25 protein-coding genes and 1 riboswitch are annotated in these 24,252 nt (G+C 38.8%); of the genes, 17 read left to right on the plus strand and 8 right to left on the minus strand.

The annotated features are described in order from the left end of the window. Positions 1 to 63 precede the first annotated feature (63 nt). Together NSQ61_RS02510 and NSQ61_RS02515 are read left to right on the plus strand one after the other, a co-directional pair. Positions 64 to 1,185, plus strand: coding sequence for a M14 family metallopeptidase (locus tag NSQ61_RS02510; protein ID WP_340805808.1), 1,122 nt, complete (start codon positions 64 to 66; stop codon positions 1,183 to 1,185). A gap of 70 nt (positions 1,186 to 1,255) precedes the next feature. Beyond that, positions 1,256 to 2,374 (plus strand): YqgU-like beta propeller domain-containing protein, encoded by a 1,119-nt coding sequence (locus NSQ61_RS02515; protein WP_340805810.1) that lies wholly within the window; start codon positions 1,256 to 1,258, stop codon positions 2,372 to 2,374. Positions 2,375 to 2,490: 116 nt separating this feature from the next. On the opposite strand, the gene NSQ61_RS02520 is transcribed toward NSQ61_RS02515, so the two are convergent. Further along, positions 2,491 to 2,664 carry a DUF2759 domain-containing protein gene (locus NSQ61_RS02520; RefSeq protein ID WP_065095533.1) on the minus strand — a complete coding sequence of 58 codons (174 nt, stop codon included), beginning with the start codon at positions 2,662 to 2,664 and terminating at the stop codon, positions 2,491 to 2,493. A gap of 245 nt (positions 2,665 to 2,909) precedes the next feature. On the opposite strand from NSQ61_RS02520, the gene NSQ61_RS02525 reads away from it, so the two are divergent. Beyond that, the gene (locus NSQ61_RS02525) at positions 2,910 to 3,554 is read left to right on the plus strand and encodes an MBL fold metallo-hydrolase (protein ID WP_066247578.1); all 645 of its coding nucleotides are present in this window, start codon (positions 2,910 to 2,912) and stop codon (positions 3,552 to 3,554) included. Positions 3,555 to 3,567: 13 nt separating this feature from the next. Here NSQ61_RS02525 and NSQ61_RS02530 read toward each other — a convergent pair whose 3' ends face one another. Then, positions 3,568 to 5,361: an IS1182 family transposase gene (locus NSQ61_RS02530; RefSeq protein ID WP_340805812.1), complete on the minus strand. Its 1,794-nt coding sequence runs from the start codon at positions 5,359 to 5,361 to the stop codon at positions 3,568 to 3,570. A 144-nt stretch (positions 5,362 to 5,505) separates the two neighbouring features. Then, positions 5,506 to 5,751, minus strand: a complete 246-nt coding sequence (locus tag NSQ61_RS02535; RefSeq protein ID WP_063388092.1) for a DUF2626 domain-containing protein — start codon at positions 5,749 to 5,751, stop codon at positions 5,506 to 5,508. 316 nt (positions 5,752 to 6,067) lie between these two features. Here NSQ61_RS02535 and comGA point away from each other — a divergent pair, with 316 nt between their 5' ends. From comGA to NSQ61_RS02575, 8 genes are all read left to right on the plus strand, one after another. Then, positions 6,068 to 7,135, plus strand: a complete 1,068-nt coding sequence (gene comGA, locus NSQ61_RS02540; protein WP_066247583.1) for a competence type IV pilus ATPase ComGA — start codon at positions 6,068 to 6,070, stop codon at positions 7,133 to 7,135. Beyond that, on the plus strand, positions 7,128 to 8,159 hold the full coding sequence (gene comGB / locus NSQ61_RS02545) for a competence type IV pilus assembly protein ComGB (RefSeq protein WP_340805814.1): 1,032 nt from the start codon (positions 7,128 to 7,130) through the stop codon (positions 8,157 to 8,159). Before comGA ends, comGB begins: the two co-directional genes overlap by 8 nt. A gap of 4 nt (positions 8,160 to 8,163) precedes the next feature. Then, positions 8,164 to 8,475, plus strand: a complete 312-nt coding sequence (gene comGC / locus NSQ61_RS02550; RefSeq protein WP_063388095.1) for a competence type IV pilus major pilin ComGC — start codon at positions 8,164 to 8,166, stop codon at positions 8,473 to 8,475. Then, positions 8,444 to 8,905 carry a competence type IV pilus minor pilin ComGD gene (gene comGD, locus NSQ61_RS02555; RefSeq protein ID WP_158640149.1) on the plus strand — a complete coding sequence of 154 codons (462 nt, stop codon included), beginning with the start codon at positions 8,444 to 8,446 and terminating at the stop codon, positions 8,903 to 8,905. Before comGC ends, comGD begins: the two co-directional genes overlap by 32 nt. Beyond that, positions 8,889 to 9,215, plus strand: coding sequence for a hypothetical protein (locus tag NSQ61_RS02560; protein WP_130156365.1), 327 nt, complete (start codon positions 8,889 to 8,891; stop codon positions 9,213 to 9,215). The genes comGD and NSQ61_RS02560 overlap by 17 nt, the downstream gene beginning before the upstream one ends. Continuing rightward, on the plus strand, positions 9,145 to 9,636 hold the full coding sequence (gene comGF, locus NSQ61_RS02565; RefSeq protein WP_130156367.1) for a competence type IV pilus minor pilin ComGF: 492 nt from the start codon (positions 9,145 to 9,147) through the stop codon (positions 9,634 to 9,636). The genes NSQ61_RS02560 and comGF overlap by 71 nt, the downstream gene beginning before the upstream one ends. Then, positions 9,633 to 10,004, plus strand: a complete 372-nt coding sequence (comGG, locus tag NSQ61_RS02570) for a competence type IV pilus minor pilin ComGG (RefSeq protein WP_327874156.1) — start codon at positions 9,633 to 9,635, stop codon at positions 10,002 to 10,004. Before comGF ends, comGG begins: the two co-directional genes overlap by 4 nt. 119 nt (positions 10,005 to 10,123) lie before the next feature. Continuing rightward, on the plus strand, positions 10,124 to 10,303 hold the full coding sequence (locus tag NSQ61_RS02575; RefSeq protein ID WP_130156369.1) for a YqzE family protein: 180 nt from the start codon (positions 10,124 to 10,126) through the stop codon (positions 10,301 to 10,303). Positions 10,304 to 10,393: 90 nt separating this feature from the next. Here the strand turns inward: NSQ61_RS02575 and NSQ61_RS02580 are convergent, their stop codons facing one another. Both NSQ61_RS02580 and NSQ61_RS02585 read right to left on the minus strand, forming a co-directional pair. Beyond that, positions 10,394 to 11,191 carry a YqhG family protein gene (locus tag NSQ61_RS02580; RefSeq protein ID WP_340805816.1) on the minus strand — a complete coding sequence of 266 codons (798 nt, stop codon included), beginning with the start codon at positions 11,189 to 11,191 and terminating at the stop codon, positions 10,394 to 10,396. Positions 11,192 to 11,242: 51 nt separating this feature from the next. Beyond that, complete coding sequence (locus NSQ61_RS02585) at positions 11,243 to 12,910, minus strand: DEAD/DEAH box helicase (RefSeq protein ID WP_340805818.1); 1,668 nt, start codon at positions 12,908 to 12,910, stop codon at positions 11,243 to 11,245. 283 nt (positions 12,911 to 13,193) lie between these two features. Continuing rightward, positions 13,194 to 13,281, plus strand: a riboswitch (glycine riboswitch). 213 nt (positions 13,282 to 13,494) lie between these two features. Here NSQ61_RS02585 and gcvT point away from each other — a divergent pair. The 3 genes from gcvT to gcvPB are packed head-to-tail and all read left to right on the plus strand — an operon-like array spanning position 13,495 to position 17,423. Beyond that, on the plus strand, positions 13,495 to 14,610 hold the full coding sequence (gcvT, locus tag NSQ61_RS02590; protein WP_340805820.1) for a glycine cleavage system aminomethyltransferase GcvT: 1,116 nt from the start codon (positions 13,495 to 13,497) through the stop codon (positions 14,608 to 14,610). A gap of 18 nt (positions 14,611 to 14,628) precedes the next feature. After that, the gene (gene gcvPA / locus NSQ61_RS02595; RefSeq protein ID WP_340805823.1) at positions 14,629 to 15,972 is read left to right on the plus strand and encodes an aminomethyl-transferring glycine dehydrogenase subunit GcvPA; all 1,344 of its coding nucleotides are present in this window, start codon (positions 14,629 to 14,631) and stop codon (positions 15,970 to 15,972) included. After that, positions 15,963 to 17,423, plus strand: coding sequence for an aminomethyl-transferring glycine dehydrogenase subunit GcvPB (gene gcvPB / locus NSQ61_RS02600; protein WP_340805827.1), 1,461 nt, complete (start codon positions 15,963 to 15,965; stop codon positions 17,421 to 17,423). Before gcvPA ends, gcvPB begins: the two co-directional genes overlap by 10 nt. Positions 17,424 to 17,463: 40 nt before the next feature. On the opposite strand, the gene NSQ61_RS02605 is transcribed toward gcvPB, so the two are convergent. After that, a complete protein-coding gene (locus NSQ61_RS02605; protein WP_063388106.1) occupies positions 17,464 to 17,838 on the minus strand; it encodes a rhodanese-like domain-containing protein in 375 nt (124 codons plus the stop codon). A 193-nt stretch (positions 17,839 to 18,031) separates the two neighbouring features. On the opposite strand from NSQ61_RS02605, the gene NSQ61_RS02610 reads away from it, so the two are divergent. The 3 genes from NSQ61_RS02610 to NSQ61_RS02620 all read left to right on the plus strand — a co-directional run bounded on the left by NSQ61_RS02610 (position 18,032) and on the right by NSQ61_RS02620 (position 22,740). Then, positions 18,032 to 18,868 (plus strand): lipoate--protein ligase family protein, encoded by an 837-nt coding sequence (locus NSQ61_RS02610; RefSeq protein ID WP_063388107.1) that lies wholly within the window; start codon positions 18,032 to 18,034, stop codon positions 18,866 to 18,868. 323 nt (positions 18,869 to 19,191) lie between these two features. Further along, complete coding sequence (locus tag NSQ61_RS02615; RefSeq protein WP_063388108.1) at positions 19,192 to 21,753, plus strand: vitamin B12-dependent ribonucleotide reductase; 2,562 nt, start codon at positions 19,192 to 19,194, stop codon at positions 21,751 to 21,753. Between the two features lie 108 nt (positions 21,754 to 21,861). Then, positions 21,862 to 22,740 (plus strand): patatin-like phospholipase family protein, encoded by an 879-nt coding sequence (locus NSQ61_RS02620; protein WP_063388109.1) that lies wholly within the window; start codon positions 21,862 to 21,864, stop codon positions 22,738 to 22,740. Here the strand turns inward: NSQ61_RS02620 and NSQ61_RS02625 are convergent. Next, a complete protein-coding gene (locus NSQ61_RS02625; RefSeq protein WP_340805830.1) occupies positions 22,737 to 23,108 on the minus strand; it encodes an SA1362 family protein in 372 nt (123 codons plus the stop codon). The two genes, NSQ61_RS02620 and NSQ61_RS02625, sit on opposite strands and share 4 nt — an antisense overlap. A gap of 57 nt (positions 23,109 to 23,165) precedes the next feature. Next, positions 23,166 to 24,104: a DUF1385 domain-containing protein gene (locus NSQ61_RS02630; RefSeq protein ID WP_066247604.1), complete on the minus strand. Its 939-nt coding sequence runs from the start codon at positions 24,102 to 24,104 to the stop codon at positions 23,166 to 23,168. Positions 24,105 to 24,252: the final 148 nt, after the last annotated feature.

Raw genomic sequence — 24,252 nt, forward strand, 5'->3', positions numbered from 1 at the left:
GAAACATGATGTCGTTCATATAATATGTTATGTACTGAATAAAAAGGGGAGAGGGGTTTTTTTATGGAAATCTGTATGAATGAAACAGCGGATTTGGAGTACTTGGAAAAAAAATATCAACTTTCGAAACGATTGTTGTTGGATTCAAATCCCTTCTTCGAAAACGAAAAAATCTTTAAAGGGGAAAAAATCGTCATCCCCGGATGGGGTTTCGTACAAAATAATCCGTTTCATCCTTCACCAAGCTTGACTAAAAATACATACAATGCTGTCCCAATTTCATGGCCTGTAATTGATCCAAAACGGCCCTATCATTTTTTGGCTTTGACAAGCGATATTGCGGTGTTAAAAAAAAATTACCCATTTATTAAAGAGAGGATTATCGGCCGCAGTGTTCTAGGGAATCCTTTAGTTGAACTTCTTATCGGTTCCGGAACGAAAAAAGTTCATATGAACGGTTCGTTTCATGCAAATGAGTGGATTACGACAGCCATTATGATGAAATGGCTCAATGAGTATGTTCGGAAGCTTATTTTAAACGAATCGATTAATGGAATTTCTGTAAGACAGCTTTATGAGCAGATTACTTTATCGTTTGTCCCGATGGTGAATCCGGATGGAGTGAATCTTGTTTTAGCAGCTGAATCGTTCGATCCTCAAGTGAAAGAACAGGCCGTCAAGTTAAATAATAACTGTGAAGATTTTTCCGATTGGAAAGCAAATATTCGCGGCGTTGATCTGAACAATCAATTTCCTGCCTTTTGGGAAATTGAAAAAGAAAGAAAAAGCCCTAAATCCCCGGCTCCTCGTGATTATCCAGGTGATTATCCTCTCTCAGAGCCGGAAGCAATTGCTATGAGTGAACTAGTCAAGCAGTCTCAATTTGAACTCATCGTAGCCTTCCACACACAAGGAGAAGAAATATATTGGGGGTATTTAAACTATGAACCAGAGAAGTCGGAAGAAATCGTAAAAGAGTATGAGTTGTTAAGCGGATATAAAGGAATCCGAATGATTGATAGTCATGCCGGTTTTCGCGATTGGTTTATTAAAGAATACAGAAAGCCGGGATTTACCGTTGAATTAGGCAGAGGAAGGAACCCTTTGCCGCTTGACCAATTTGATGAAATTTATCGGAAAGCAAAGGGAATATTTTGGGCGTCGCTTTATTTGCTGTGCAAATAAATTTTTTGAAACATTTTTTTTGAAAAATTCGTAAATTATAAGTGAAAATTGGATGAGAAGGATGAGGGTGATGAGGGCAGCCTTTTTTTTCGTCATGTGCTTTCCGATTCTCCTTTTGTCGTCTTGTGAATTTCATCAGCTTACGAATGAAAAGAAACAAGTGACAAAAGAGAAAAAAATGGAAAATGAGTTTGAAAACTTTAAAGCAGAACAGAATCTTTTAGAGAACATTCAACCGATTGAAGCAGAGGAAAATACCTTTCAAAATATTACTGGATGGTTTCATGAAACGGCTGTGCTTTACATTAAAAATCTTGAAGACCGTTCGGAAGTTATTTGTCACGATCTTCAAATCGGAAAAGATGAACTATTTTTTCAGACAAAACATCCGATTATTCAAACAGTGCCCAATGATCGCCGAACAATTTTTCTCATTCATTCAAGCCCTGAAACCAATCAAGCCATCCTGACATTTGTAAACACCGAAGGAGAGGAATTATTTCATTGGGAAATCAATGCGTTTGAACTTCAATATACATGGAATCCCTATAATGAAAACGAGCTGATGGTTACAGCATTTGCTGAAGATTGGTCATATAAGACTTATTTGCTTGATTTGAAAGAGAAAAAAGTTGTGGATAGTCCCTATCAAATACCTTTTTTTCAATGGACAGATGAAGATCGCATTACATATGTAAAATGGAATAACGATGAGCCTGAGTTAAGCGCTCCGCTTTATGAAGCGAACTTAATGAAACATCACGAAAAAAAAATCGCTGATCATGTCATCGGAAATGGAAATTTTTCATCGATTGTCATGTATTTGCAGGAAAATCAACAGGAAAAAGGATTCGGTCAATATGTTTTTATAAATTCTTCATCAAAAAAAGTGTTGTCTACATTTCGTGTCCCTTTGGCTTCCGATTACTCTCAATGGATTTTTCCCTACTATGACTTCAATGCTCAAAATCAGCAGTTTTATACATTTGTGCCCGTTGCCAAATCCCAGGACGGTTCCTTTGAACTGCAAAGATTTAACCTTATCACTAAGAAAAAAGAAACCATCTTCAAAAACGTGACAAACGATCCTATCCTCATTTCGCCATCCGGTCATTATGCTTTGTATGGGCCGAGATTGGAAAAAATCATGGATTTAAGTAAGGAAAAGATTCAGGAGATTGTAAAATAAACAGGAGTGAAAGCATCTTTTTTGGCAATATGAAGCGGAGGTTAAAAGACGGGTGTGTGACAACTGAATGTTTATTTATTCATAAAAAAAAGAATGGCCCCGCCATTCTTTCTTTTTTAGTGTGGCACTGGTATACCGTGGTGAACAATCGTTTTATAGGTAAACCATCCAAAAACAGCGACTGTTCCAAGCGCAAACAAAATTCCCAATATGTTTTTTTGTTTTAAAGAACGGAAAATAGCATAGATACCAAGCAAAGTTACTAAAGTAAAGATAATGACAGTACCCATTGTATAGCCCCCAATCTTTTATACGTTGAAGTGCGGCAAATATCTTCCCCTTCATATTTTAATCTCTTTTACTAGATTTGTCGAGGTAGGAACGGTACGTTTGCATAAAATGACTATGTCAATTTTATGAACGGTATGTCCTGCACATTTTAGGTTTGGCCAAAAATTTTCTAACTATTCCTTTTGCGCCAAAAAAGAATGTTTTGTATGATGGAAATGAAAAGAAAATGACCTGAGGTGAGAGCATGAAATGGATGAGAATCCCGCTCGGATTGCTGCAAACAAATGCGTATATTTTAACAAATGACAAAAATGAGTGTATTTTATTTGATCCAGGCGATGAAGGAGAAAAGCTAATTGAAGTATTGCGCAAACATCAGTTGACTCCCCTTGCCATTTTGTTGACACATGCACATTTTGATCACATCGGAGCGATTGATGATGTTCGAAAAGTTTGGAATATTCCAGTATATGTCCACGAAAAAGAACAAAAATGGCTTGGCGATCCTTCTTTAAATGGATCTGGTCATTTTATGAATGGAAAAAATGTAATGGTAGAGGAAGCGGACGAAATCATTCGGGAAGAAGGAAGCTTGACAATTGGTTCTTTCCAGTTCTCTTTATTTGAAACACCGGGGCATTCTCCTGGAAGCATCTCCTACTATTTAGAAGAAGCAAATGCTGTTTTTTCAGGCGACGTATTATTTAAAGGAAGCATTGGCCGTACGGATTTGCTTGGAGGGAATCATGAAGAACTGCTGAAAAGCATTCATGAAAAACTGCTAGTGCTGCCGGAAGAAACCATTGTGTTGCCTGGCCACGGTTCAGAAACAACCATTATAGAAGAAATGGAAACAAATCCTTTTTTAAATGGATTTTCGCTTTCGTAAAAATTGAAGAAGGTCAAAAAACGGGGCTGTCCGATAAGTCCCTAAAATGAAGCAAGTGGAGAAAAACAATTCGTTTCTCTCCACTTGCTTTTATATTTTTTCGATTTTTATCTGAAAGTAGCTGGCGGATGCCGGCTACTTTCAGTATGTTGTGGGCTAATGCCACAATCCCAAACTCAACATGTACCTTGTCGAGGCCCCGCAAAGAAAATCTGCGGAACGACCGATTGCCCTTGATGTGACCGAACACACTTTCTGCCTCGACTTTGCGTCGAGCGTAGATGGCGGCTTTCTCTTCACATTCAAGGGCTGTTTTGGCCTTTGCTTTCATTTCTTCGAAGATGGGATTCCAGTGAACTTGACGATTTCCCTTCGCTTTTGTGCATTTCGCTTTCAATGGGCAATCGGTACAATCTTCACATTCGTATATTTTGAAGCTTTGTTCATAGCCAGATGGATTCTTTTTGTTTTGGTATTTTTTAAACGTTACTCTCCTTCCATTCGGGCAAATAAAACAATCATCCTCTTCACAATAGGTCCAGTTTTTGGCATTTTTAATGTCTTTTTTGTATGTACGTGTTTGTTCTTTTACATAGCTCCCATAAGGAATTAGAAACTCAAAACGGGGCTCTTTCTCATCACCAACTGCATATACATAGTTTTCTTCACTACCATAGCCTGCATCCGCAATGACCGTTTTGGGCATCGGTAATGAACTGGAGGCTAGCTTCTCCATATGTGGGATAAAGCAACGTGTATCGGTCGGTCGTTGATGAATGGTATAAAACAAGATAAACTGATTCTCTGTCCCCATTTGCACGTTGTATCCGGGCTTGAGCTGACCGTTTTTCATATGGTCTTCTTTCATGCGCATGAAGGTTGCGTCTTTGTCTGTTTTCGAGTAGCTGTTACGGTCACCGAACATTTCCTTTTGTTCCTTGTATCTTGCCATTCGGGGCAGGAAATCTTCACGAATTTGTTTCACCGATTTCTTTAATTGACTGCGTTTTTTTCGCTTCTCTTTCCGAATGGATGTATCGGTCTCCTTTTCGATTTCTTCCGTTAGCGTTTCAACTTTTTCTTCTATTTCTTTTGCGATTTCCTCCATGTTTTGTTCGGTGATCTCTGTATGTTGATCGCTTTCCTTTTGCCCTGTTCCGGCTTCTAATTGGGTTAATTCATGAATGTGCTTTAGTGTTTCTTGGATTTTTTCTTTTAATTTCTCTTCGAATTTCAAAGTGGATTTTTTCCACACAAAAGAATACTTATTGGCATTGGCTTCGATCTTAGTGCCATCCAAAAAGTAGTTTTCCATCGTGATGTAATGTTCTTTTATCAATTTGAGAATCATGACTTCAAAGAGCTCATCCATGAAAGCTTTCATCCGTTCCCCTCGGAACTCATTAATGGTGCGAAAATCTGGTTGTTGCATCGCTGAAAGCCACATGGCAGGAATATTTTCTTTAACGAGTTTTTCGATTCCTCGGCAGGAATAAACCTTTTGAGAATAAGCATACAGAATGATTTTCAGCATCATTTTGGGATGATAGGAACTTCTGCCGCCGCCTTTATAATGAGAAAACAATTGTTTATCTGGTATCGCCTCCACCATTTCGTCCACGACACGTGCCACGTGATGTTCGGGTATAAGAGATTCAATATCATAAATCATTTGAACTTGACGGTTGTCATATGGTTTGAAAGTAGGGGCTAAATTTCTTTTGGCAGGAGTTTTTTCTTCTTTTCCATCTAGAGGAAGTGTCATTTGTGTGTTATAATTTTCACGAGTAATCATTTGATTGCTCATAAAAAATCGTCCTTTCTGTAATGTTGTGTGGTAACTTCATTTTACTAGAAAGGACGATTTTTTTGTGCATTTTTTTTAAAAAGTGAAAAAATGAGGGGCTCCAAAAAGTCAGTTACCCTGACTTTTTGGACAGCCCCGTTTTTATTAATGGCCGCCTTGTCCAGGGACCATCATAAACGTCGTCCAATATGTAAACCCGACGAAGAAAATGGTCAAATATGCTCCGAAAATATAAATATACATACGTTCAGTTAATTTTAAATAAGATAGTAAAACAAAAAATCCAGTTTGACCAAAGAAAAGTAAAGACGTCGTCTTCATATCGCCTAAATAAAACATAATAGCAAAAATACCTGTCCAAAAACCGAGTACACGGAACATGCGATCCATTGTGTTTCCCTCCTTTTCCCTCAATCGGTCGCTTTTTATATTATAATGTACAGCTTGATACATTGTAAATATACCGTTTCCAATTGTTATTGTATCCACTTTGTTTTCAAACATGTTGTAAAAAAATGTTCAAAAATTATGAGTTTATAGCAAAAAATTGTTTTCTAAACAGTCTTTGCAAACAATTGTTATTTTTCGGTTATGTTCAATTAAATTTTGCAAAAGGAAAGGGAAAAGAAAAATCCATTATCTACGTTCGCATTTTTCTCTTCAATTCGTTAAGATGAATCCTAAGAAAAGAAAGGGGGGATATGGAATGATTGAAATTGAAAAGCTTAGCGAAAAACTGATTGAACTGGCGTGTTCATTTAGTGCCTCAGACATCCATATTGTTCCGAAAAAGAAAAAAGCAGTTATTCAATTTCGAATTGACGATGACATCAAAGAAATATTTCATCTGCCAAAAGCTATTTGTGAACGCTTAATTTCTCATTTTAAATTTATGGCCCAAATGGATATTGGCGAAAAAAGGCGTCCGCAAAACGGTGCTTACTCCTTCCATACGATTTACGGAGAGGTGCATCTTCGTTTATCGACATTGCCTACAGTATTCGATGAAAGTCTAGTCATCCGAATATTGCTAGAGCAATCGATTCAATCGCCTGAAAAACTTTCATTGTTCCCGTCAGAATCCAAAAAAATGCTTTCATTTTTAAAGCATTCTCACGGTCTCCTGATCCTTACCGGTCCGACCGGTTCGGGAAAAACGACCACTCTTTATTCGCTTCTCCATTATGCAAAAAAACATTTTAAAAGAAACATCATCACACTTGAAGATCCTGTGGAAACGAAAAGCGATGAAATGCTTCAAGTGCAGATCAATGAAAAAGCTGGAATTACGTATGCAAATGGGTTAAAAGCAATATTAAGACATGATCCTGATGTCATTATGGTCGGTGAAATTCGGGATCATGAGACAGCAAGGATTGCGGTCCGGGCTGGGCTTAGCGGACATTTAGTACTGACCACCATGCATACGCGGGATGCAAAGGGGGCTATTTATCGATTATTAGAATTTGGTGTAACCTTTTCCGAAATTGAGCAAACTTTGATCGCTGTTGCTGCGCAGCGTCTCGTTCATTTAATATGCCCGTTTTGCAAAGGGAATTGCCCGCCTTATTGCAAAAAATTAAAGGAAATTAGGAGAATTGGGGTCTATGAACTTCTTTACGGCAAAAATTTAACCGCCGCTATTCGGGAAGCAAAAGGAGAGGAGCAGAGTGAGTTAGATTATATGAAGTTAAAAGATGTAATTAAAAAAGGAATCGCTCTTGGGTATTTATATCCGGACATATATGATCGTTGGGTGTTTGAATATGAATAAGCATCGATGGAACAAAAAGATGCAGGCACAATTTTTGAAGAAAGTGAGTGAGCTGCTTTCAGAAGGGTATGCATTAAATGAAGCTATTCGCTTTATGAGTTTTCATGTAAAAGAAAAATACCGACAAGATATTGAGACTTGTATACAGATGTTGACGAAAGGAAATTCACTATACACGGCTTTTGAGAAGCTTGGATTTCATCGAGATGTACTAAGCTATCTTTTCTTTGCTGAAAAGCATGGTGATATACATTTTGCTTTAAAAGAAAGCTCAGTAATGCTGGAAAAACAACTCCTCCATTTGGAAAAATTTATTCAAGTTCTCCGCTATCCGCTCTTTTTAATTGCTCTTCTTTTAATTATTTTATTTGTCATCCAAGCAGTTGTTACCCCGCAATTTTCGTATATGTATGAAGCAGTTGATTTGAACGCCTCCTTCTTTCTGACATTTGTCATGTTTACCATTCAAGGCATCAAAACGTTTTTTTTCATTTTGTTTAGTTTCTTATTGCTCCTTTTTTTCTATTATTGGGTTTCTTTCAAAAAAAAGCCTCCGCTTGAAAAACAGAAGCTGCTTATGAAAATTCCGATCGTGTCAAAAGGTTTGCGGTTATTTCACAGCTACTATTTTTCTTTGCAAATGAGCAATTTGTTGAAGGGAGGATTGTCCGTTTTTGAATGCTTTACTCTGTTTCAAGAACAACATTTTCTCCATTTTTATAGGGAAGAGGCCAATCTCTTTATCGAGAAATTAAAGAAAGGAGAATCGCTAGAGATCATATTTGCTGAAAGTCCATTTTTTGAACAGGAACTTTCCTCTGTTGTTCAACATGGACAAGCCGTCGGTCAATTGTCTAAAGAGTTGTATATGTACAGTCGGTTCGTATTGGAGCGGATGGAACAAAAAATAATGAGAATCATTAGTTATATTCAGCCGGTCGTTTTTCTGATGATCGGGGTCTTCGTATTGATCATTTATTTATCGATTTTGCTTCCAATGTACCAAATGATGGGTCAAGTATAGGAGGATGAAAATAGTGAAAAATGAGCATGGATTTACATTGGTGGAAATGCTGGTTGTACTGTTAGTGATCTCGATTTTGCTTATTATAACGATTCCGAATGTTATGGCTCATAATAAAAATATTCAAAATAAAGGGTGCGAAGGTTTAATTGATATGGTGCAGGGTCAAGTCGTCGCATATGAAATGGAGTTTCATCAAACACCAACAATTAATGATTTAATCACTAAAGGGTACTTGCCGAATAATTCTGGAAAATGTCCAAATGGTGATGAGATTGAAATTGATGCAAATGGAAACGTCATTAAGAGCAACTAGGCAAAGTGGTTTTACTGTTCTGGAGATGCTTCTTGTTCTTTCGATCTTTTTATTGATCAGCTCTTTTATATGGATTGGAGCAGTAAATATTTACAGAGAAAAAGTCATCGATCAATTTTTCGTTCAACTGGAAAAAGATTTGCTATATGTACAACAGCACGCATTCGTTAATAAAGAAAAAATTTATTTGTTTTGGTATCCTGACAAACATTACTACGAAGCTGAACGATCCGGCTTTAAAGGGGAACTGTTTGAAAGAGCATACGATCAAAACATAAAAGTCGAATCAGGAAACATAAAATTTCCAATCGAGTACTCTCCTTCCGGCTATTTTTATCAAGCTGGAACAATCTTCATTTCGTATGATAAAAAAACGTACAAAATCATTTTTAATTTAGGGAGAGGAAGGTTCCGTGTGGAAAAATTATAGCGGATATACGATCACAGAAATATTAATAGCATTTTCCATATGGTGTTTGCTTTCGCTGACGCTGGTCCCTGTGTCAACAGCCTTATTGAAACAGCAAAAAGAAGCAGCAGCATCTGTGCTGGCTTATCAACTGCTCAAAGAAGAACTTGAACGTTTTGTATTTGAAAAGAAAAAAACAAATGGCCAAGTTGAGCGGCAAGGGATGATGTTCGAACTGATGTGGGGAAAGGAGGGGCAATTTGCTGAATTATGTGTTCTTTCGGATGAAAATGCAGAACAAAAGGTTTGCGGCTACATTTATGAACAATAAAGGATATACGGCAGCAAACATGCTGATAGCCTTTCTAGCGACAACCATTATCATCTCTTCCTTTGCACCCATGCTCTCATTTTTTCTCAAATTGAATACGAGACAGCAAGATTTACATCCAAGCGAGTGGAATTTATTTCTAATTGAGCTTCATCGTGAAATCAAAACGTCTCAACAAATAATGGTGAAGCAAAATGTTTTACAATATAAAAATCAAAAAGGAGAAGTAGTCACACTCAGTCAATATAATGATTTGCTGCGCTATCAGGTTGACGGAAAAGGACATGTTATTGTGCTGCGCGGTGTTCAAGCCTCTCATTTTATTCCAATAACACATGGTGTGAAAATTGAAATCACAAGCTTAGAAGGTAAGCGGTTTGAAGGAACCATTCGCGATGTGAAAGGAGTGATTCCTGATTGAAAAATGAAGATGGTCATATTTTCCCAATGACGATCGGCATATTTCTGCTTTGCATAATGATTCTTACCGCATATGCTTCCTCATATATTCAAGAGCAAAGATTTCGGCATGATGCGAAAGAGTTTTATTTGCAGGAAACGTTAATGCTTGCCGGTGTTCAATATTCGCTGAAAAAAGCTGACTATTCTGATACCCAGGAAATACTTGAACTCCCAAATGGAACCATTTCGTATAAACGAACGAAAAAAGAAAACGGAATCGTCAATATTTCCATTACATGCAAGACGATAAAAGGAACGGAGTATACGGCAAACTTTCATTATGATTTGAACAATCAACAGATTATGAGCTGGAATGAATATTCATAGCTTTCATCGTTCAGCGCCTTATCAAAGCTTCAACCAATCGTTTATTTGCCAGAATGTCTGTTTAAATGAACAGAGTTTAGGAAATAATATAAAAAAATTTTATTTCGAGGTGCCCGCTTATGTCTGGTAATGATTATGTGAAATATGTAACCGAACAGTTTGTAAAGTTTATCGACACCCCAAAAGAAACAAGGAAACAAAGGCGTGAGGAACGGAAAAAAGATCGTCTTCCATTATCAATGAGATGGTTTGGATTTTTGCCGATGGCGTTTTTAATTTTGATCAAGAAAAAGAAATAAAGGAAAAGGAGCCGTTCATCAGCTCCTTTTTTATTGAAAAGTGATGAGATCATTCAATTTCGAGCGTATTTTCTGCGTCTTGATTTTATTTTAATGAATTATAGAATCCGATGATAAATAAAAAATTCCTCCATTGTGGACTTCTATTTCAATGCGCGGTTCATACAGCTCTTGAATCGCCTTCTTTTCTGTCCAATAAACAGAAGGTTTTTCATCTAGATCTTCATAAAAATGCTCCAACAATGCTAAATCGGCATTCATTCGTTCTCTCGCTTCTTCCGCCCACCGATGGTCATCTTCTTCAATTTTTTTTGTCATGTAATGCTTCAATCGAGTTAATCCGCTTTTTGGTGTAATTAATGGCGTAATGGTAAAACAAAAATCAGGAATTTTCGGTGTCAAATGAATTTTTTCTAGCTGCTCCTGAAAATTTTCAACAATCCTTCCGTTGATTAAATGCAGTCCTAATGAATAAGTTTGATCCTTCTTTTTGTCACAAATATACGAAATCGTTACATTCATCCCAATCCAAGGGTGCAGCGGCACGTTTGCTTTGGAAGCTGCTGTCTGTTCATATAACCGAATATAAGAAGACATTTTCTTCGTTGCCGCAAAAATTTGGTGCAGTCTCGGCGATCCGAAATGAATCCATTCACCTTTTACATCTTCCGGAGCCTCCTTTGAATCCGTGATGAAAGTAAGTTTCATCGGATTTGGAGTTCCGCCGGTTTTTTCTAAATAATGCCAGTAAAAAGGTCGGTTCATTAATTCTTTATCCATTTCAACAGTTAATTGAACGGTAAAATATCCGTTTTTTTCTTCAATAATTGGACAATTGGTCGCCTGAAAAAAGCGTTTTAAAAATGTGGAAATTTGAGCCTGCTGCATCATTCCGCCTCCTATTTAAAAATTTTGCAAGCAGCTATGAAAATAAAGAAATCAGTTATTCTCGGCCTGTTGTAATTGTTCACCAAAGTTAAGAATAGCCGCTAAATTTTCCATTTTAATTTTCATTTCTCCTTCCGAACTCGACTGAATCATAATATCTTCTATATGTTCATGAATATTGCGGAGGTCAAGTTTTGCTAAAATACTGTCCAATTCCCCAATAACACGTTCAAACAGATTTATTTTTTCATATAATAGCTTTAAGATATGCTCCTCTACTGTATTTTTTGTCGCCATGTTATAAATGAACACATCCCGTTCTTGTCCGAGACGGTGGATGCGCCCGATTCGCTGCTCCAAACGCATCGGGTTCCAAGGCAGATCATAATTAATAATATGATTGCAAAACTGCAAATTTATCCCTTCCCCTCCTGCCTCTGTCGCGATCAGTACTTGCGCTCTATTTTTAAATAAATCCTTCATCCAATCCTTTTTGCCGCGTTTAAATCCGCCGCGGAACGGAACAGATGTTATGCCGTGCTGTTTTAAAAACCATTGTAAATATAATTGTGTTGCCCGGTATTCGGTAAAAATAATCACTTTATCGTTAATGTTTTGAATGAGTTCGACCGTTTTTTCTGCTTTCGAATTTTTTGTTACTTGATCGATATAGCCCATTAGATTGCGAATGATCTTTTCAGGCAATTGTGGAGCTTCATCCTTTTTATCAAGCATTTTTTTTAATGTTATGTACACTGCTTCTCTGCTCGAACATGCTTCACGCTGAAGCGTTAAAATGGAGAAACTGCTTGTCGGAATAGAGAATGACGACCGAATTTGACTGATGGCATCATATAAAGCCTTTTCAGCTTCCGAAAATTGAATCCAAATCGTTTCCACATGTCTTTTTGACCATTCAATTCCTGTATCAATGCGGCGGTTTCGTATCATAACTTTATTGACAAGTTCTCGTAAATGCTCATCGTCACGAATATTCCGTCCTTTTTTCTTAAACATATCGTGAAAGAGCTGTTCATTGCCGAGATGTCCAGGTTTTAAAAGAGAAACAAGGTTGAAAATTTCTTCAATGCGATTTTGAATAGGCGTTGCCGTCAATAATAAACAAAATTTTTTCTTTAAATTTTGAACAAACTCATAGTTTTTTGTTTTGTTATTTTTTAATTTATGCGCTTCATCAATGATGACCATGTCATAATCCAATCCGTGAATAATTTCTTTATGGGGGCTTCTTTTTGCTGTATCAAGGGAAGATACGACAACATCGCATTGCTCCCAAACATAGCTTTTCTTTTGCTCAACGGCAGGAATGTAAAATTTTTCATTTAATTCCCTCACCCATTGGGAGACGAGTGAAGCTGGAACTAAGATGAGCACTTTTTTGACAAGTCCGCGAATCATATATTCTTTTAATATTAATCCGGCTTCAATTGTTTTGCCGAGACCGACTTCATCAGCTAATATTGCTTTTCCGTTTAATTTTTCTACTACTGTTTGTGCGACCTCCAATTGGTGGGGAAGAGGGGTTACATGATCAAGATGCAAAGGAGCTACTAAACCTTCAAATGATGGAATGGTCAAATAATTCGTAACTTCATAAGCTAATTTGTATAATTCCCAGTTTGCCCACGGACCGTCTTCCTTTAATCTTTGCAAAAATTCTTCTTCCCATGTTGTTTTATAGCGGATGTTTATATTCATTGCCCACACCCTATCCTTTATTTTTATATTCAAAGTGAAATGTTCATTTTTTTTATCGCTAATTCAAAAACCGTCCCGTTTTTTGATTATAAATTTTTATAAACACGAACAATTAACAATGATTTTTTAAAATTATTTGGGAAAGGTATTGCTGAAACCGTTTAAAGATGATACCATTAAAATACGTTTGAAGTCTTTTTCTTTTGTTTTCTACTCATCTTTTTCCTTTTTGTCGAATATGTCATTTGTTATTTTTTCACAATTTACAAGAAAATATGTGCGGATGAGAGCAAGGGGAGAGACCTCCTTTGTGAGGCGCCGAAGGAGCAAGCATATGTGAATCTCTCAGGCAAAAAGACTCTTGTTTGACGCAGCTCTGGAGAGTGTTTGCATATTGTGCAAACCACCAAAGGGGAAAGCCTTTATAAGGTAAACTTTCAGGTGCAAGGACAGAGACGGTGTAGCAAAATCTTGTCGATCGGAATAGACAAGACGATACTAGGCCGTTTTCTGTCCTTTTTTCTGCTTTTTAAGCTGAAAAATTTTGAGAGAAATTAGATGCAAAAAATAGATCAGGAGGGGAAATGATGAATGAATTAAAACGCACTCCTCTTTTTGAAGTGTATAAACAATATCGAGCAAAGACGATCAATTTTGGAGGATGGGAATTGCCTGTGCAATTTACTTCCATTAAAGAGGAGCATTACGCTGTCCGCACCAATGCAGGTCTATTTGATGTTTCTCATATGGGAGAAATCATTGTAAAAGGGAAAGACAGTCTTCAGTTTTTGCAAAAGGTATTAACTAATGATGTTTCAAAGCTTCGGGATGGAAAGGCTCAATACACAATTATGTGTTATGAAGATGGAGGCTGTGTAGACGATTTAATCGTTTATCGGCTAAACGAGGAAAAATATCTTTTAGTAGTCAATGCAGCGAATATTCAAAAAGATTTTCAATGGCTCATGTCTCAAAAACACGGAGATGTTGAATTGCAAAATATTTCTGAAAGCTGTGCTCTCCTTGCATTGCAAGGCCAGAAAGCGGAAAAGGTGCTGCAAACTTTAACAGACGTACACTTATCTGAGTTGAAATTTTTTGAATTTATTGAAAGTGCTGAGATCGCAGGTAAAAAAGCGCTCATTGCCCGAACTGGTTATACCGGGGAAGACGGCTTTGAAATCTATTGCCAAAGTGAGGACGCCGTTTATTTATGGGAGAAGATTTTGCAAGCAGGAGATAAAGAAAAAGTTGTTCCATGCGGATTGGGCGCTCGTGATACGTTGCGGCTGGAAGCAGCTTTGCCGTTGTACGGTCAAGATCTTTCGGAAGACATTACTCCGATAGAAGCAGGAGTCGGATTTGCAGTGAAGCTTACGAAAAAAGAGAATTTTATCGGAAAAGATGTATTGCAAATACAAAAAGAACAAGGGGTATCGAGGCTGGCGGTCGGCTTGGAAATGATCGAAAAAGGCATTCCCCGTTCAGGCTATAAATTGTTTTCTGGAAATCAACAAATTGGAGTTGTTACATCAGGGACGCACTCTCCTACTTTGAATAAAAGCATCGGGATCGCTCTCGTCAAGAAAGAATTTTCGGAGATCGGGAATGAAATCGAGGTGGAAGTTCGGACAAAACGATTAAAAGCAAGAGTAGTACCAACTCCATTTTATAAACGAGCAACAAAAAATGGAAAATAAAGAAAGGAGAAGCTTTCGATGAAGCATCGCTATTTACCGATGACAGAAACTGATCGAAAAGAGATGTTGGAGGCGATCGGAGTCGAATCGATCGATGACCTGTTTGCCGACATTCCAGAAAGTGTACGGTATAAAGGAAAATACAACATAAAGGCTGCGAAACCGGAAACCGAGCTGTTTCGCGAGCTATCTCAACTTGCTGCCAAAAATAAAGATGTAAAAACAAACGTTTCCTTTTTGGGAGCTGGAGTGTATGACCATTATATTCCGGCAATTGTCGATCATGTCATTTCCCGATCAGAGTTTTATACGGCTTATACGCCATACCAGCCAGAAATTTCTCAAGGCGAGCTCCAAGCAATATTCGAATTTCAAACAATGATTTGTGAATTGACAGGAATGGATGTCGCCAACTCGTCGATGTACGACGGAGGGACAGCTTTAGCAGAAGCTGCATTATTAGCTGCAGGTCAAACAAAAAAGAAAAAGGTGCTCGTTTCGCAAACGGTGCATCCTGAAACGAGAGATGTGCTAAAAACTTATGCAAAAGGACAAAACGTTGAGGTAGTGGAAATCCCTTACCGAAACGGAGTGACCGATGTAGAGGCATTAAAAGAAATGATGAATGCCGAAGTAGCATCAGTCATTGTACAGCATCCAAATTTTTTCGGCCAACTTGAACCGCTTCACCAAATCGAAGAGATCTCCCATTCCGAGAAAAGCTTATTGATCGTTTCAAGCAATCCTCTTGCTTTAGGTGTGCTTTCACCGCCTGGTTCATTTGGTGCGGATATCGTAGTAGGCGATGTTCAACCGTTTGGAATTCCAATGTCTTTTGGCGGTCCAACTTGTGGATATTTCGCCGTAAAAAAAGAGCTGATGAGAAAAATTCCTGGGCGACTCGTCGGTCAAACAGTAGATGAAGAGGGGAAACGAGGCTTTGTTCTCACTCTGCAGGCAAGGGAGCAGCATATCAGAAGGGATAAAGCTACATCAAACATTTGCTCCAACCAAGCGTTAAATGCTCTTGCCTCTTCTGTTGCCATGACTGCTCTTGGAAAAACAGGTGTAAAAGAAATGGCTTATCAAAATATCCAAAAAGCAAACTATGCGAAAAAGATGTTTGAGAAGAAAGGTTTTTCCATTCCGTTTCAAGGTCCAATGTTTAATGAGTTTGTCGTGAAGCTGTCCAAACCAGTTTCTTTGGCCAATAAAAAGCTGCTCGAAAAGGGAATCATCGGCGGCTACGACCTTGGCAGAACGTATCCGGAACTTGAAAAACATATGCTTGTAGCGGTAACAGAGCTTCGTTCGAAAGAAGAAATCGATTTATTTGTGAACGAGTTGGAGGGATGGCAATGAAGGATCAACCGTTAATTTTTGAAATGTCAAAACCGGGACGGATCGGATACAGCTTGCCTGATTTAGACGTACCGGAGGAAAATATTGATCAGCTGATTCCTAGTGACTATTTGCGGACAGAAGATGCCGAGCTGCCAGAAGTATCAGAACTTGACATTATGCGCCATTATACTGCTTTGTCGAAGCGGAACCACGGTGTGGATTCCGGTTTTTATCCGCTTGGTTCCTGTACAATGAAATATAATCCGAAAATAAATGAAAATGTGGCAAGATTAACTGGCTTTTCTTATATTCATCCATTACAGGATGAAGCGACGGTTCAAGGAGCAATGGAATTAATGTATGATTTATCAGAACATTTAAAAGAAATTACAGGTATGGATGCTGTTACATTGCAGCCGTCGGCAGGGGCGCACGGAGAGTGGACGGGGCTCATGATGATTCGCGCCTACCATGAGGCAAATGGAGAAAAACATCGAACACAAGTGATTGTACCTGATTCAGCCCATGGAACAAATCCTGCTTCAGCGACCGTTGCCGGTTTTGAAACTGTCACGGTGCGATCTGATCAAAACGGACTTGTCGACTTAGACGACTTAAAGAGAGTGGTAGGAGAAAATACAGCTGCTCTTATGTTAACAAACCCAAATACGCTCGGTTTGTTTGAAGAGCATATTGTAGAGATGGCGGAGATTGTTCATTCAGTTGGAGGAAAATTGTATTATGACGGAGCGAATTTAAATGCAATTTTAGGCAAAGCGAGACCAGGGGATATGGGCTTTGATGTCGTTCATTTAAATCTTCATAAAACGTTTACAGGCCCCCACGGGGGAGGGGGTCCCGGTTCAGGACCTGTCGGTGTGAAAAAAGAGTTAATTCCTTTTTTGCCGAAGCCTGTGCTCGTCAAGGATGAAAATGGATTTCGTTTCGACGAAGACAGGCCGCAATCGATCGGACGAGTAAAATCATTTTATGGAAATTTTGGAATCAATGTGCGGGCATACACATACATCCGCTCCATGGGTCCGGACGGTTTAAAGGCGGTTTCTGAAAATGCGGTATTAAATGCGAATTATATGCTGAAAAAATTAGCGCCTTATTACGAAATGCCGTATGACCGCATTTGTAAACACGAATTTGTCTTATCTGCGAAACGGCAAAAGAAGTTCGGTGTCCGTGCGCTTGATATTGCAAAAAGGCTTCTCGATTTCGGGTATCATCCGCCGACAATTTATTTTCCGCTCAATGTTGAAGAATGCATGATGATTGAACCGACTGAAACGGAATCGAAGGAAACATTGGATGCCTTTATCGAAGCGATGATTCAAATTGCTAAAGAAGCGGAGGAAGAACCGGAAATCGTTCAAGAAGCTCCTCATACAACAGTCGTCAAAAGGCTCGATGAAACACTCGCAGCAAGAAATCCGATATTAAAATATGAAAAAAAGTAAGGATTCGCGTTTTGCGAATCCTTATCTTTTATACTTGATTTTATTTCCCCTTTTTAATTTTTCCAGTCCACTTTTTAAAGCCGCCCTTTAAATAATAGAGCTCCTGATAGCCTTTTTTCTTCAGCATTTGTGCGGCTCGCCCGCTTCTTGCACTTGACTGGCAATATAAATAAACCGGTTTGTCTGGGCGGATTTCTTTATAGCGCTGTCTCAATTGGGAAAGGGGAATATTTCTTGCTCCTAAAATGTGGCCACCTTCAAATTCATTCGGCTCCCGCACATCGATGAGCTGCGCTTTCCGATAGCCGGCTTTAAATTCTTCCTCCGTTAATCCTTTCATAATCTTTTTTTGATATAAAAATGTGGCCAAAAAATAAATGATAATAGCTGCAAGAATGAGCAATGACCATTCCACGCTTGTTCGACTCCTTTTTATTTGTTTGAATTTATTTGTTTGAAGTTCATGTGAACATACATACGAATGTTGGACAACATTTATTATATAAAACAAGAATGGAAATGTCATTTCTTTTCGGGCGTTTTATTTAACAATATCCTCTTCATTTGATAGACTAAAAAAGCAAATATAAAATAAAGAGGGTTGCGATATGGGAAAAGAAATATGGAATTATATTGATTCTGGCTTTTCATCCCCTTTTTACAATATGGCTCTTGATGAAGCTTTATTGGACTGGCACAGTGAAGGAAAAATCGCTCCGACGATTCGTTTTTACGGATGGAATCCGCCGACATTATCCATCGGCTATTTTCAAAAGGTTGAAAAAGAAATTGATATGGATGCTGTAAGACGACACGGCCTTGGCTTTGTACGAAGACCAACAGGCGGAAGGGGCGTGCTGCATGACAAGGAGCTTACATATAGCGTCATCGTATCCGAAGATCATCCGCGAATGCCCAAAACCGTGACAGAGGCTTATCGTGTAATTTCGGAAGGAATTTTGCATGGATTTCGCTTGTTAGGCTTAGACGCTCATTTTGCAATTCCAAGAACGGATGAAGAAAAACAGCATTTGAAAAATCCACGGTCATCTGTATGCTTTGATGCACCGTCTTGGTATGAGCTGGTAGTTGAAGGAAGAAAAGTTGCCGGGAGTGCCCAAACTCGCCAGAAAGGCGTTATCCTGCAGCATGGCTCGATATTGCTAGATTTAGATGAAAAGCTGCTGTTCGACTTGTTTAAATATCCTAATGAGCGAGTCAGGGAAAGATTAGAGAAAAACTTTAAAAATAAAGCGGTGGCGATCAACGACCTTAGAGAAACTCCCGTCACAATGGAAGAGGCATGGAGCGCTTTTAAAAAAGGGTTTGAATACGGGCTTGATATTGAGCTGAGACCGTATCAATTGTCTAGCGAACAAGAAGAGTATGTGAAAAAACTGGCTAAAGAGAAATATGAAACAGAAGAATGGAATTTTAGAAGATGAAGCGGCGAACATGCCGTTTTTTGTATGATCAAAATGAAATGGATCGTTGCTTGTAAATCAAGGTGCCGATGTGTTTTCAAAAACTGCAACTGACAAATTTCTTCAAATACAGCCGGAATGATTCTAAGATCATTAAATTTCTTTTCCTTGCTTCTTTTTTTGGTTAGTTTTACATTTGACATTTTCATAATGTAGCGTATATCATACAATATATAGAGCAAACAAATGTTCTTTAGCACAATATATTGTTATTTTTTCGTTGATAATATCATCTAAATGTGGTAACGTATATCAAGTACGATATTTTTAAGGGAGTTGTGAATATGACAGTGGCGCTGAATGAGAAAATGAAAATTGATGTGGAGAAGCTGAATAAAGATATCAGCCTTTTCCCGCAGGTGCATCCGATTACGGAAGATATGAAAATCACGCACAAAGGTGTTTCGCGCCTTGTAATGCTGGACAGGTATTCATTTAAAGACACTGAAAAAATTACGCTATCTGAAGGCGATTTTGTAGTGCTGACGATCAAGGAAGATCCAAAATTTCCTGCAAGAGGGCTAGGTTACATTAAAGAAATTGATTGGGAAAATAAAAAGGCAAAGGTTCAGGTCGAAGAAGAGTTTCGTCATACTCTTGAAAAGCCTGAAGAACGGGAGACGGGAATCATCGTTCGCTCTTTAGATGTCATCGAAAAACCGCTTGAAATTTTTTATGAACAAATTGCCAAAAGAAATGCAACAGGTCTTGCTGCTGTTGAAAAAACAGAAGAAAAAAGAAAAGAATGGTTTGAAAAATTTTATCAAGAGCTCGTCAATCTGCATTTTATTCCGGCTGGCCGGGTTCTTTACGGCGCAGGAGCAGGAACCGAAGTGACGTATTTTAACTGCTATGTCATGCCCTTTGTAAAAGATTCCCGTGAAGGGATCTCTGAACACCGCAAACAAGTAATGGAAATTATGAGCCGCGGAGGCGGTGTCGGCACGAACGGTTCAACATTGAGACCAAGAAACACATTAGCCCGAGGTGTAAACGGCAAATCATCAGGATCTGTGTCGTGGCTGGATGACATTGCAAAATTAACCCATCTTGTTGAACAAGGTGGCTCACGGCGAGGAGCCCAAATGATTATGCTGGCCGACTGGCATCCTGACATCATTGAATTTATCGTTTCCAAAATGCAAAACCCGCGCATTTTGCGCTACTTAATTGAAAATACAAATGATGAAGGAATTAAGAAGGCGGCTGAAGACAAGCTCAAATTTGTTCCTCTTACACAGCAAGAGCGCGACATGTATCAAGGAATTGTCAACTTTAAAAATGTTCCGGGCAAAGGAGGCTTTTCAGACGCTGTTATTAGAGAGGCGGAATTAAAGCTTCGAGTCGGAGGAACATATACTGTTCATAATCCGGAATTTTTAACAGGCGCTAACATTTCTGTCTGCTTGACGAAAGAGTTTATGGAAGCAGTGGAAGAAGATCGGGAGTATGAGCTTCGCTTCCCAGATGTGGAAAGCTACAATGATGAAGAAATGAAGATTTACAATGAAGAATGGCATAAAGTTGGCGATGTGCGCGAGTGGGAGAAAATGGGGCATCGCGTGCGCGTGTACCGCAAAATTCGCGCAAGAGAGCTTTGGAAGCTGATTAACATTTGTGCAACCTATTCAGCGGAGCCAGGTATTTTCTTCATTGACAATGCCAATGATATGACGAACGCAAGAGCATACGGTCAAAAGGTTGTTGCAACAAATCCGTGCGGTGAACAGCCTCTTGCACCATATTCCGTCTGCAACTTAGCAGCAGTAAACTTGGCGAAGATGGTCGACAAGGAAAAGAAAGCTGTTGACTATGAAAAGCTCAAACGAACTGTGGAAATCGGCGTCAGAATGCAAGATAATGTCATTGATGCTACGCCTTATTTTCTCGAAGAAAACAAAAAGCAAGCGCTGGGTGAACGGCGCATCGGCTTAGGCGTTATGGGTTTGGCGGACTTGCTTATCTACTGCGAAAAAGAATATGGAGCAGAGGACGGCAACAAGCTTGTTGATGAAGTGTTTAAGGTAATCGCAACGACCGCATACCGGGCATCAATAGAACTGGCAAAAGAAAAAGGCAGCTTCCCGTTCCTAGTCGGCGAAACGGAGGAAGAGACGCAAAAATTAAGACAAGCCTTCATTAATACAGGATATATGAAAAAAATGCCGGAAGATATTCGCGAAAACATTTTAAAATATGGTATTCGCAACTCGCATTTGCTGACGGTAGCACCGACAGGATCAACTGGCACTATGGTTGGCGTTTCTACAGGTCTTGAGCCATATTTCTCCTTCTCGTACTACCGAAGCGGGCGTCTTGGCAAATTTATTGAAGTAAAAGCGGATATCGTTCAAGAATATTTAAACGAACATCCGGAAGCTGATCCGAATCATTTACCGCATTGGTTTGTGTCAGCGATGGACTTGTCGCCTGAAGCTCATGCCGATGTGCAATGCATCATTCAACGATGGGTCGATTCAAGCCTTTCCAAAACAGTAAATGCGCCGAAAGGCTATACAGTTGATCAAGTGCAAAAAGTATATGAGCGCCTATGGAAGGGCGGAGCAAAAGGCGGAACTGTTTATGTAGACGGAAGCCGTGATACCCAAGTCCTGACATTAAAAGCGGAAGAAAATGTATTGAATGACGACATTCCGGAATCGACGAAAGAAAATGAAGGTAAAGTTGTGTTAATGAACACTGTTCAAGATTTGCGCTCAACTGATGTCACATATGGCAACGAAGTCGGCAATACATGTCCTGTTTGCCGGGAAGGAAAGGTTCAAGAAATCGGCGGCTGCAATACTTGTACAAAATGCGGTGCCCAATTGAAATGTGGATTATAATAAAGCGGCAGACTTGTTCTGCTGCTTTATTCTTTTATTGAAAACAAACTTCTAAACATCGTTTTCCCTTCTTAAAATGTAGTAACGGAATAGTAAGGAGGGAATGCTTTGAAAATTGACGGTGTTTTTTCTGGTGGAGGGATCAAAGGCTTCGCTTTTATTGGAGCATACAAGGCCTTGGAGGAAAAAGGATTTGAATTCGCCAGGGTTGCTGGCACGAGCGCCGGTTCGATCATTGCCGCTCTCATTGCAGCCGGCTACAAAAGTGATGAAATCCTTTCTTTGATGGACAGCTTAGAGCTGCGAAAGTTTTTAGATAAAAGAAAAGGAATTATGTCATTTATGCTCATGAAATGGATCAGTGTTTATTGGCGGATGGGACTATATAAAGGACAATTTTTAGAAGAATGGATGGAAGAAAAATTAAAAGCAAAAGGAGTTTCAACATTTGCAGATTTGCCGAAAGGAAAGCTTCGTGTGATTGCCTCCGACCTTACGAACGGAAAAATTGTTGTATTGCCGGACGATTTAAGCAAATATGGAATCAATCCTAATAGATTTTCTGTTGCAAAGGCAGTCAGAATGAGCTCATGCCTCCCGTATTTTTTTGAACCTGTCAAACTATGGACGAAGGATGGCGTCAGTATTGTTGTCGATGGAGGAGTGCTCAGCAATTTCCCGATTTGGCTTTTTGATGGAAAAATAAAAAAAAGACCGATCCTCGGTTTTCAGCTTAGCGCGCATATAGAGGAAAGGCCAAAAAATGAAATAAAAAACGCTTTATCAATGTTTCATGCGTTATTTGAAACGATGAAAGAAGCGCACGATGCAAGGCATATTGCTACAAGGCATGAACGCAGCATCGTTTTTATTCCGGTTGAAAATATTTTAACGACGGAATTTAAAATTACGAATGAGAAGAAACAGGAATTAATTCAGCTCGGCAAAGAAAAAACGGAAACCTTTTTAAAAAAATGGTCCTATTAGAAAAGAGCTCTATTTTTCTTTTTTCCTTTTTTACCTTCGATGACTGTCAAATGATTGTTTTCTCTCCGCCTTTTAGCAGAGATAGCCGTTTTGTTTTTTTTGTGGAGTACGTGCTTTTGAGCATGATGTATCTTTTTATCTTTAAATCTTTTTTTCGATCTTTTCGCAGCTTTTAAAAACTGTGAATACTCATTATTTGTACGTTTTTTCATCACTAAGCGATAAATGAGGATGATGATCCCGATGACAACCGCCCAAATAAATAATTTGAAAAAAGTCTTTGGATTGAAAAAGAGCATATAAATAAGCCCTAAACCTCCTAAAGTAGCGATAACGGCGAATACGGGATGGACGGGAAAACGGTTCATCTAAAGGCCACCTCCATCAGTCGTTTTCAAGAAAAAGAAAAGCTCTCGTTTATCAAATCAACCAATACGCTCCATTTTTTCCGTCTCTTCTTCCAATAAAAGCAGCTTTTGAAAGCTTGCAATCGCTACTTCCACTTGATCGTCTGTAGGTTCTTTTGTCGTCAGCAGCTGAAGCCATAGTCCTGGATAACCAAGATATTTTAAAACAGGCTTATGCCGAAGCTTATTTGTAAACTGCAATACTTCAAATGAAATGCCGAGAACAACCGGTATAAGAGCGATTCGGTCAACAACGCGAAGCCAAAGCGGGTCTGTCGGAACGAGCAGATACACAAATACTCCAACAATAACCGTAAACAAAATGAAACTGGAACCGCATCGATAATGAAGTCTTGATTGTTTTTGTACATTTTCAACAGTTAAAGCGAGCCCGTTTTCATAGGCGTTAATCACTTTATGCTCAGCCCCATGGTATTGAAAAACACGCTTTACTAAAGGAGTCATCGAGATGAAATAAATATAAGCAAGCAACAGCAAAAGCTTAAAAAAGCCTTCGAGCAAAATTTGCCCCACATCCGATGAGATGATCGGCCTGAACCATTCTGCGATAAACACTGGAATTAAAGTAAAGATAAATTTGCCAAGCAAAAATGACAGCACTCCGACAGCAGCAGCTCCTAAAATGAGTGAAAGCTTCGACTCTTTTTTTTCTTCTGACAATAATTTTTCATCATCGGCTGGATCAACATCGTATCGATCTGAAGAATAGCTTAAATGCTTGGAGCCGTTTGCGCTTGCTTCAATAATGGCGGCAATTCCGCGAATAAAAGGAATTTTTTTGAAGCGGGATAATATAGGATGTTTTTTTCGCGGCAATTGAAAAAAATCAATTGAATTGTCTTTTCTCCTGATCGCTGTGACGAAATGATGCTTCCCTCCAAACATAACTCCTTCAATTACCGCTTGCCCGCCATACATAGTCTTTTCGTTTTTCATGACGCACCAACCTGCCTATCTATATAATAAAAAAGCTATTGAAAAGTTTTATTTATTACTATTCTACAAAAAATTAGATGAAACCTCTAGGTTGGATGTGTCTTTTTTCCAATAGGGCGGCGTGAAAAACTTTATCATTATTTAGTAT

It is taken from the genome of Aeribacillus sp. FSL K6-1121 (assembly GCF_038003725.1).
GTDB classification, from domain to species: domain Bacteria; phylum Bacillota; class Bacilli; order Bacillales; family Aeribacillaceae; genus Aeribacillus; species Aeribacillus composti.

Bases quoted from the DNA above. Each gene is read 5' to 3' on its own strand.
- NSQ61_RS02510 (WP_340805808.1), top strand. From the start codon at position 64: ATGGAAATCTGTATGAATGAAACAGCGGATTTGGAGTACTTGGAAAAA.
- NSQ61_RS02515 (WP_340805810.1), top strand. From the start codon at position 1,256: ATGAGGGCAGCCTTTTTTTTCGTCATGTGCTTTCCGATTCTCCTTTTG.
- NSQ61_RS02520 (WP_065095533.1), bottom strand. From the start codon at position 2,664: ATGGGTACTGTCATTATCTTTACTTTAGTAACTTTGCTTGGTATCTAT.
- NSQ61_RS02525 (WP_066247578.1), top strand. From the start codon at position 2,910: ATGAAATGGATGAGAATCCCGCTCGGATTGCTGCAAACAAATGCGTAT.
- NSQ61_RS02530 (WP_340805812.1), bottom strand. From the start codon at position 5,361: ATGAGCAATCAAATGATTACTCGTGAAAATTATAACACACAAATGACA.
- NSQ61_RS02535 (WP_063388092.1), bottom strand. From the start codon at position 5,751: ATGGATCGCATGTTCCGTGTACTCGGTTTTTGGACAGGTATTTTTGCT.
- comGA (WP_066247583.1), top strand. From the start codon at position 6,068: ATGATTGAAATTGAAAAGCTTAGCGAAAAACTGATTGAACTGGCGTGT.
- comGB (WP_340805814.1), top strand. From the start codon at position 7,128: ATGAATAAGCATCGATGGAACAAAAAGATGCAGGCACAATTTTTGAAG.
- comGC (WP_063388095.1), top strand. From the start codon at position 8,164: ATGAAAATAGTGAAAAATGAGCATGGATTTACATTGGTGGAAATGCTG.
- comGD (WP_158640149.1), top strand. From the start codon at position 8,444: ATGCAAATGGAAACGTCATTAAGAGCAACTAGGCAAAGTGGTTTTACT.
- NSQ61_RS02575 (WP_130156369.1), top strand. From the start codon at position 10,124: ATGTCTGGTAATGATTATGTGAAATATGTAACCGAACAGTTTGTAAAG.
- NSQ61_RS02580 (WP_340805816.1), bottom strand. From the start codon at position 11,191: ATGCAGCAGGCTCAAATTTCCACATTTTTAAAACGCTTTTTTCAGGCG.
- NSQ61_RS02585 (WP_340805818.1), bottom strand. From the start codon at position 12,910: ATGAATATAAACATCCGCTATAAAACAACATGGGAAGAAGAATTTTTG.
- gcvT (WP_340805820.1), top strand. From the start codon at position 13,495: ATGATGAATGAATTAAAACGCACTCCTCTTTTTGAAGTGTATAAACAA.
- gcvPA (WP_340805823.1), top strand. From the start codon at position 14,629: ATGAAGCATCGCTATTTACCGATGACAGAAACTGATCGAAAAGAGATG.
- gcvPB (WP_340805827.1), top strand. From the start codon at position 15,963: ATGGCAATGAAGGATCAACCGTTAATTTTTGAAATGTCAAAACCGGGA.
- NSQ61_RS02610 (WP_063388107.1), top strand. From the start codon at position 18,032: ATGGGAAAAGAAATATGGAATTATATTGATTCTGGCTTTTCATCCCCT.
- NSQ61_RS02615 (WP_063388108.1), top strand. From the start codon at position 19,192: ATGACAGTGGCGCTGAATGAGAAAATGAAAATTGATGTGGAGAAGCTG.
- NSQ61_RS02625 (WP_340805830.1), bottom strand. From the start codon at position 23,108: ATGAACCGTTTTCCCGTCCATCCCGTATTCGCCGTTATCGCTACTTTA.
- NSQ61_RS02630 (WP_066247604.1), bottom strand. From the start codon at position 24,104: ATGAAAAACGAAAAGACTATGTATGGCGGGCAAGCGGTAATTGAAGGA.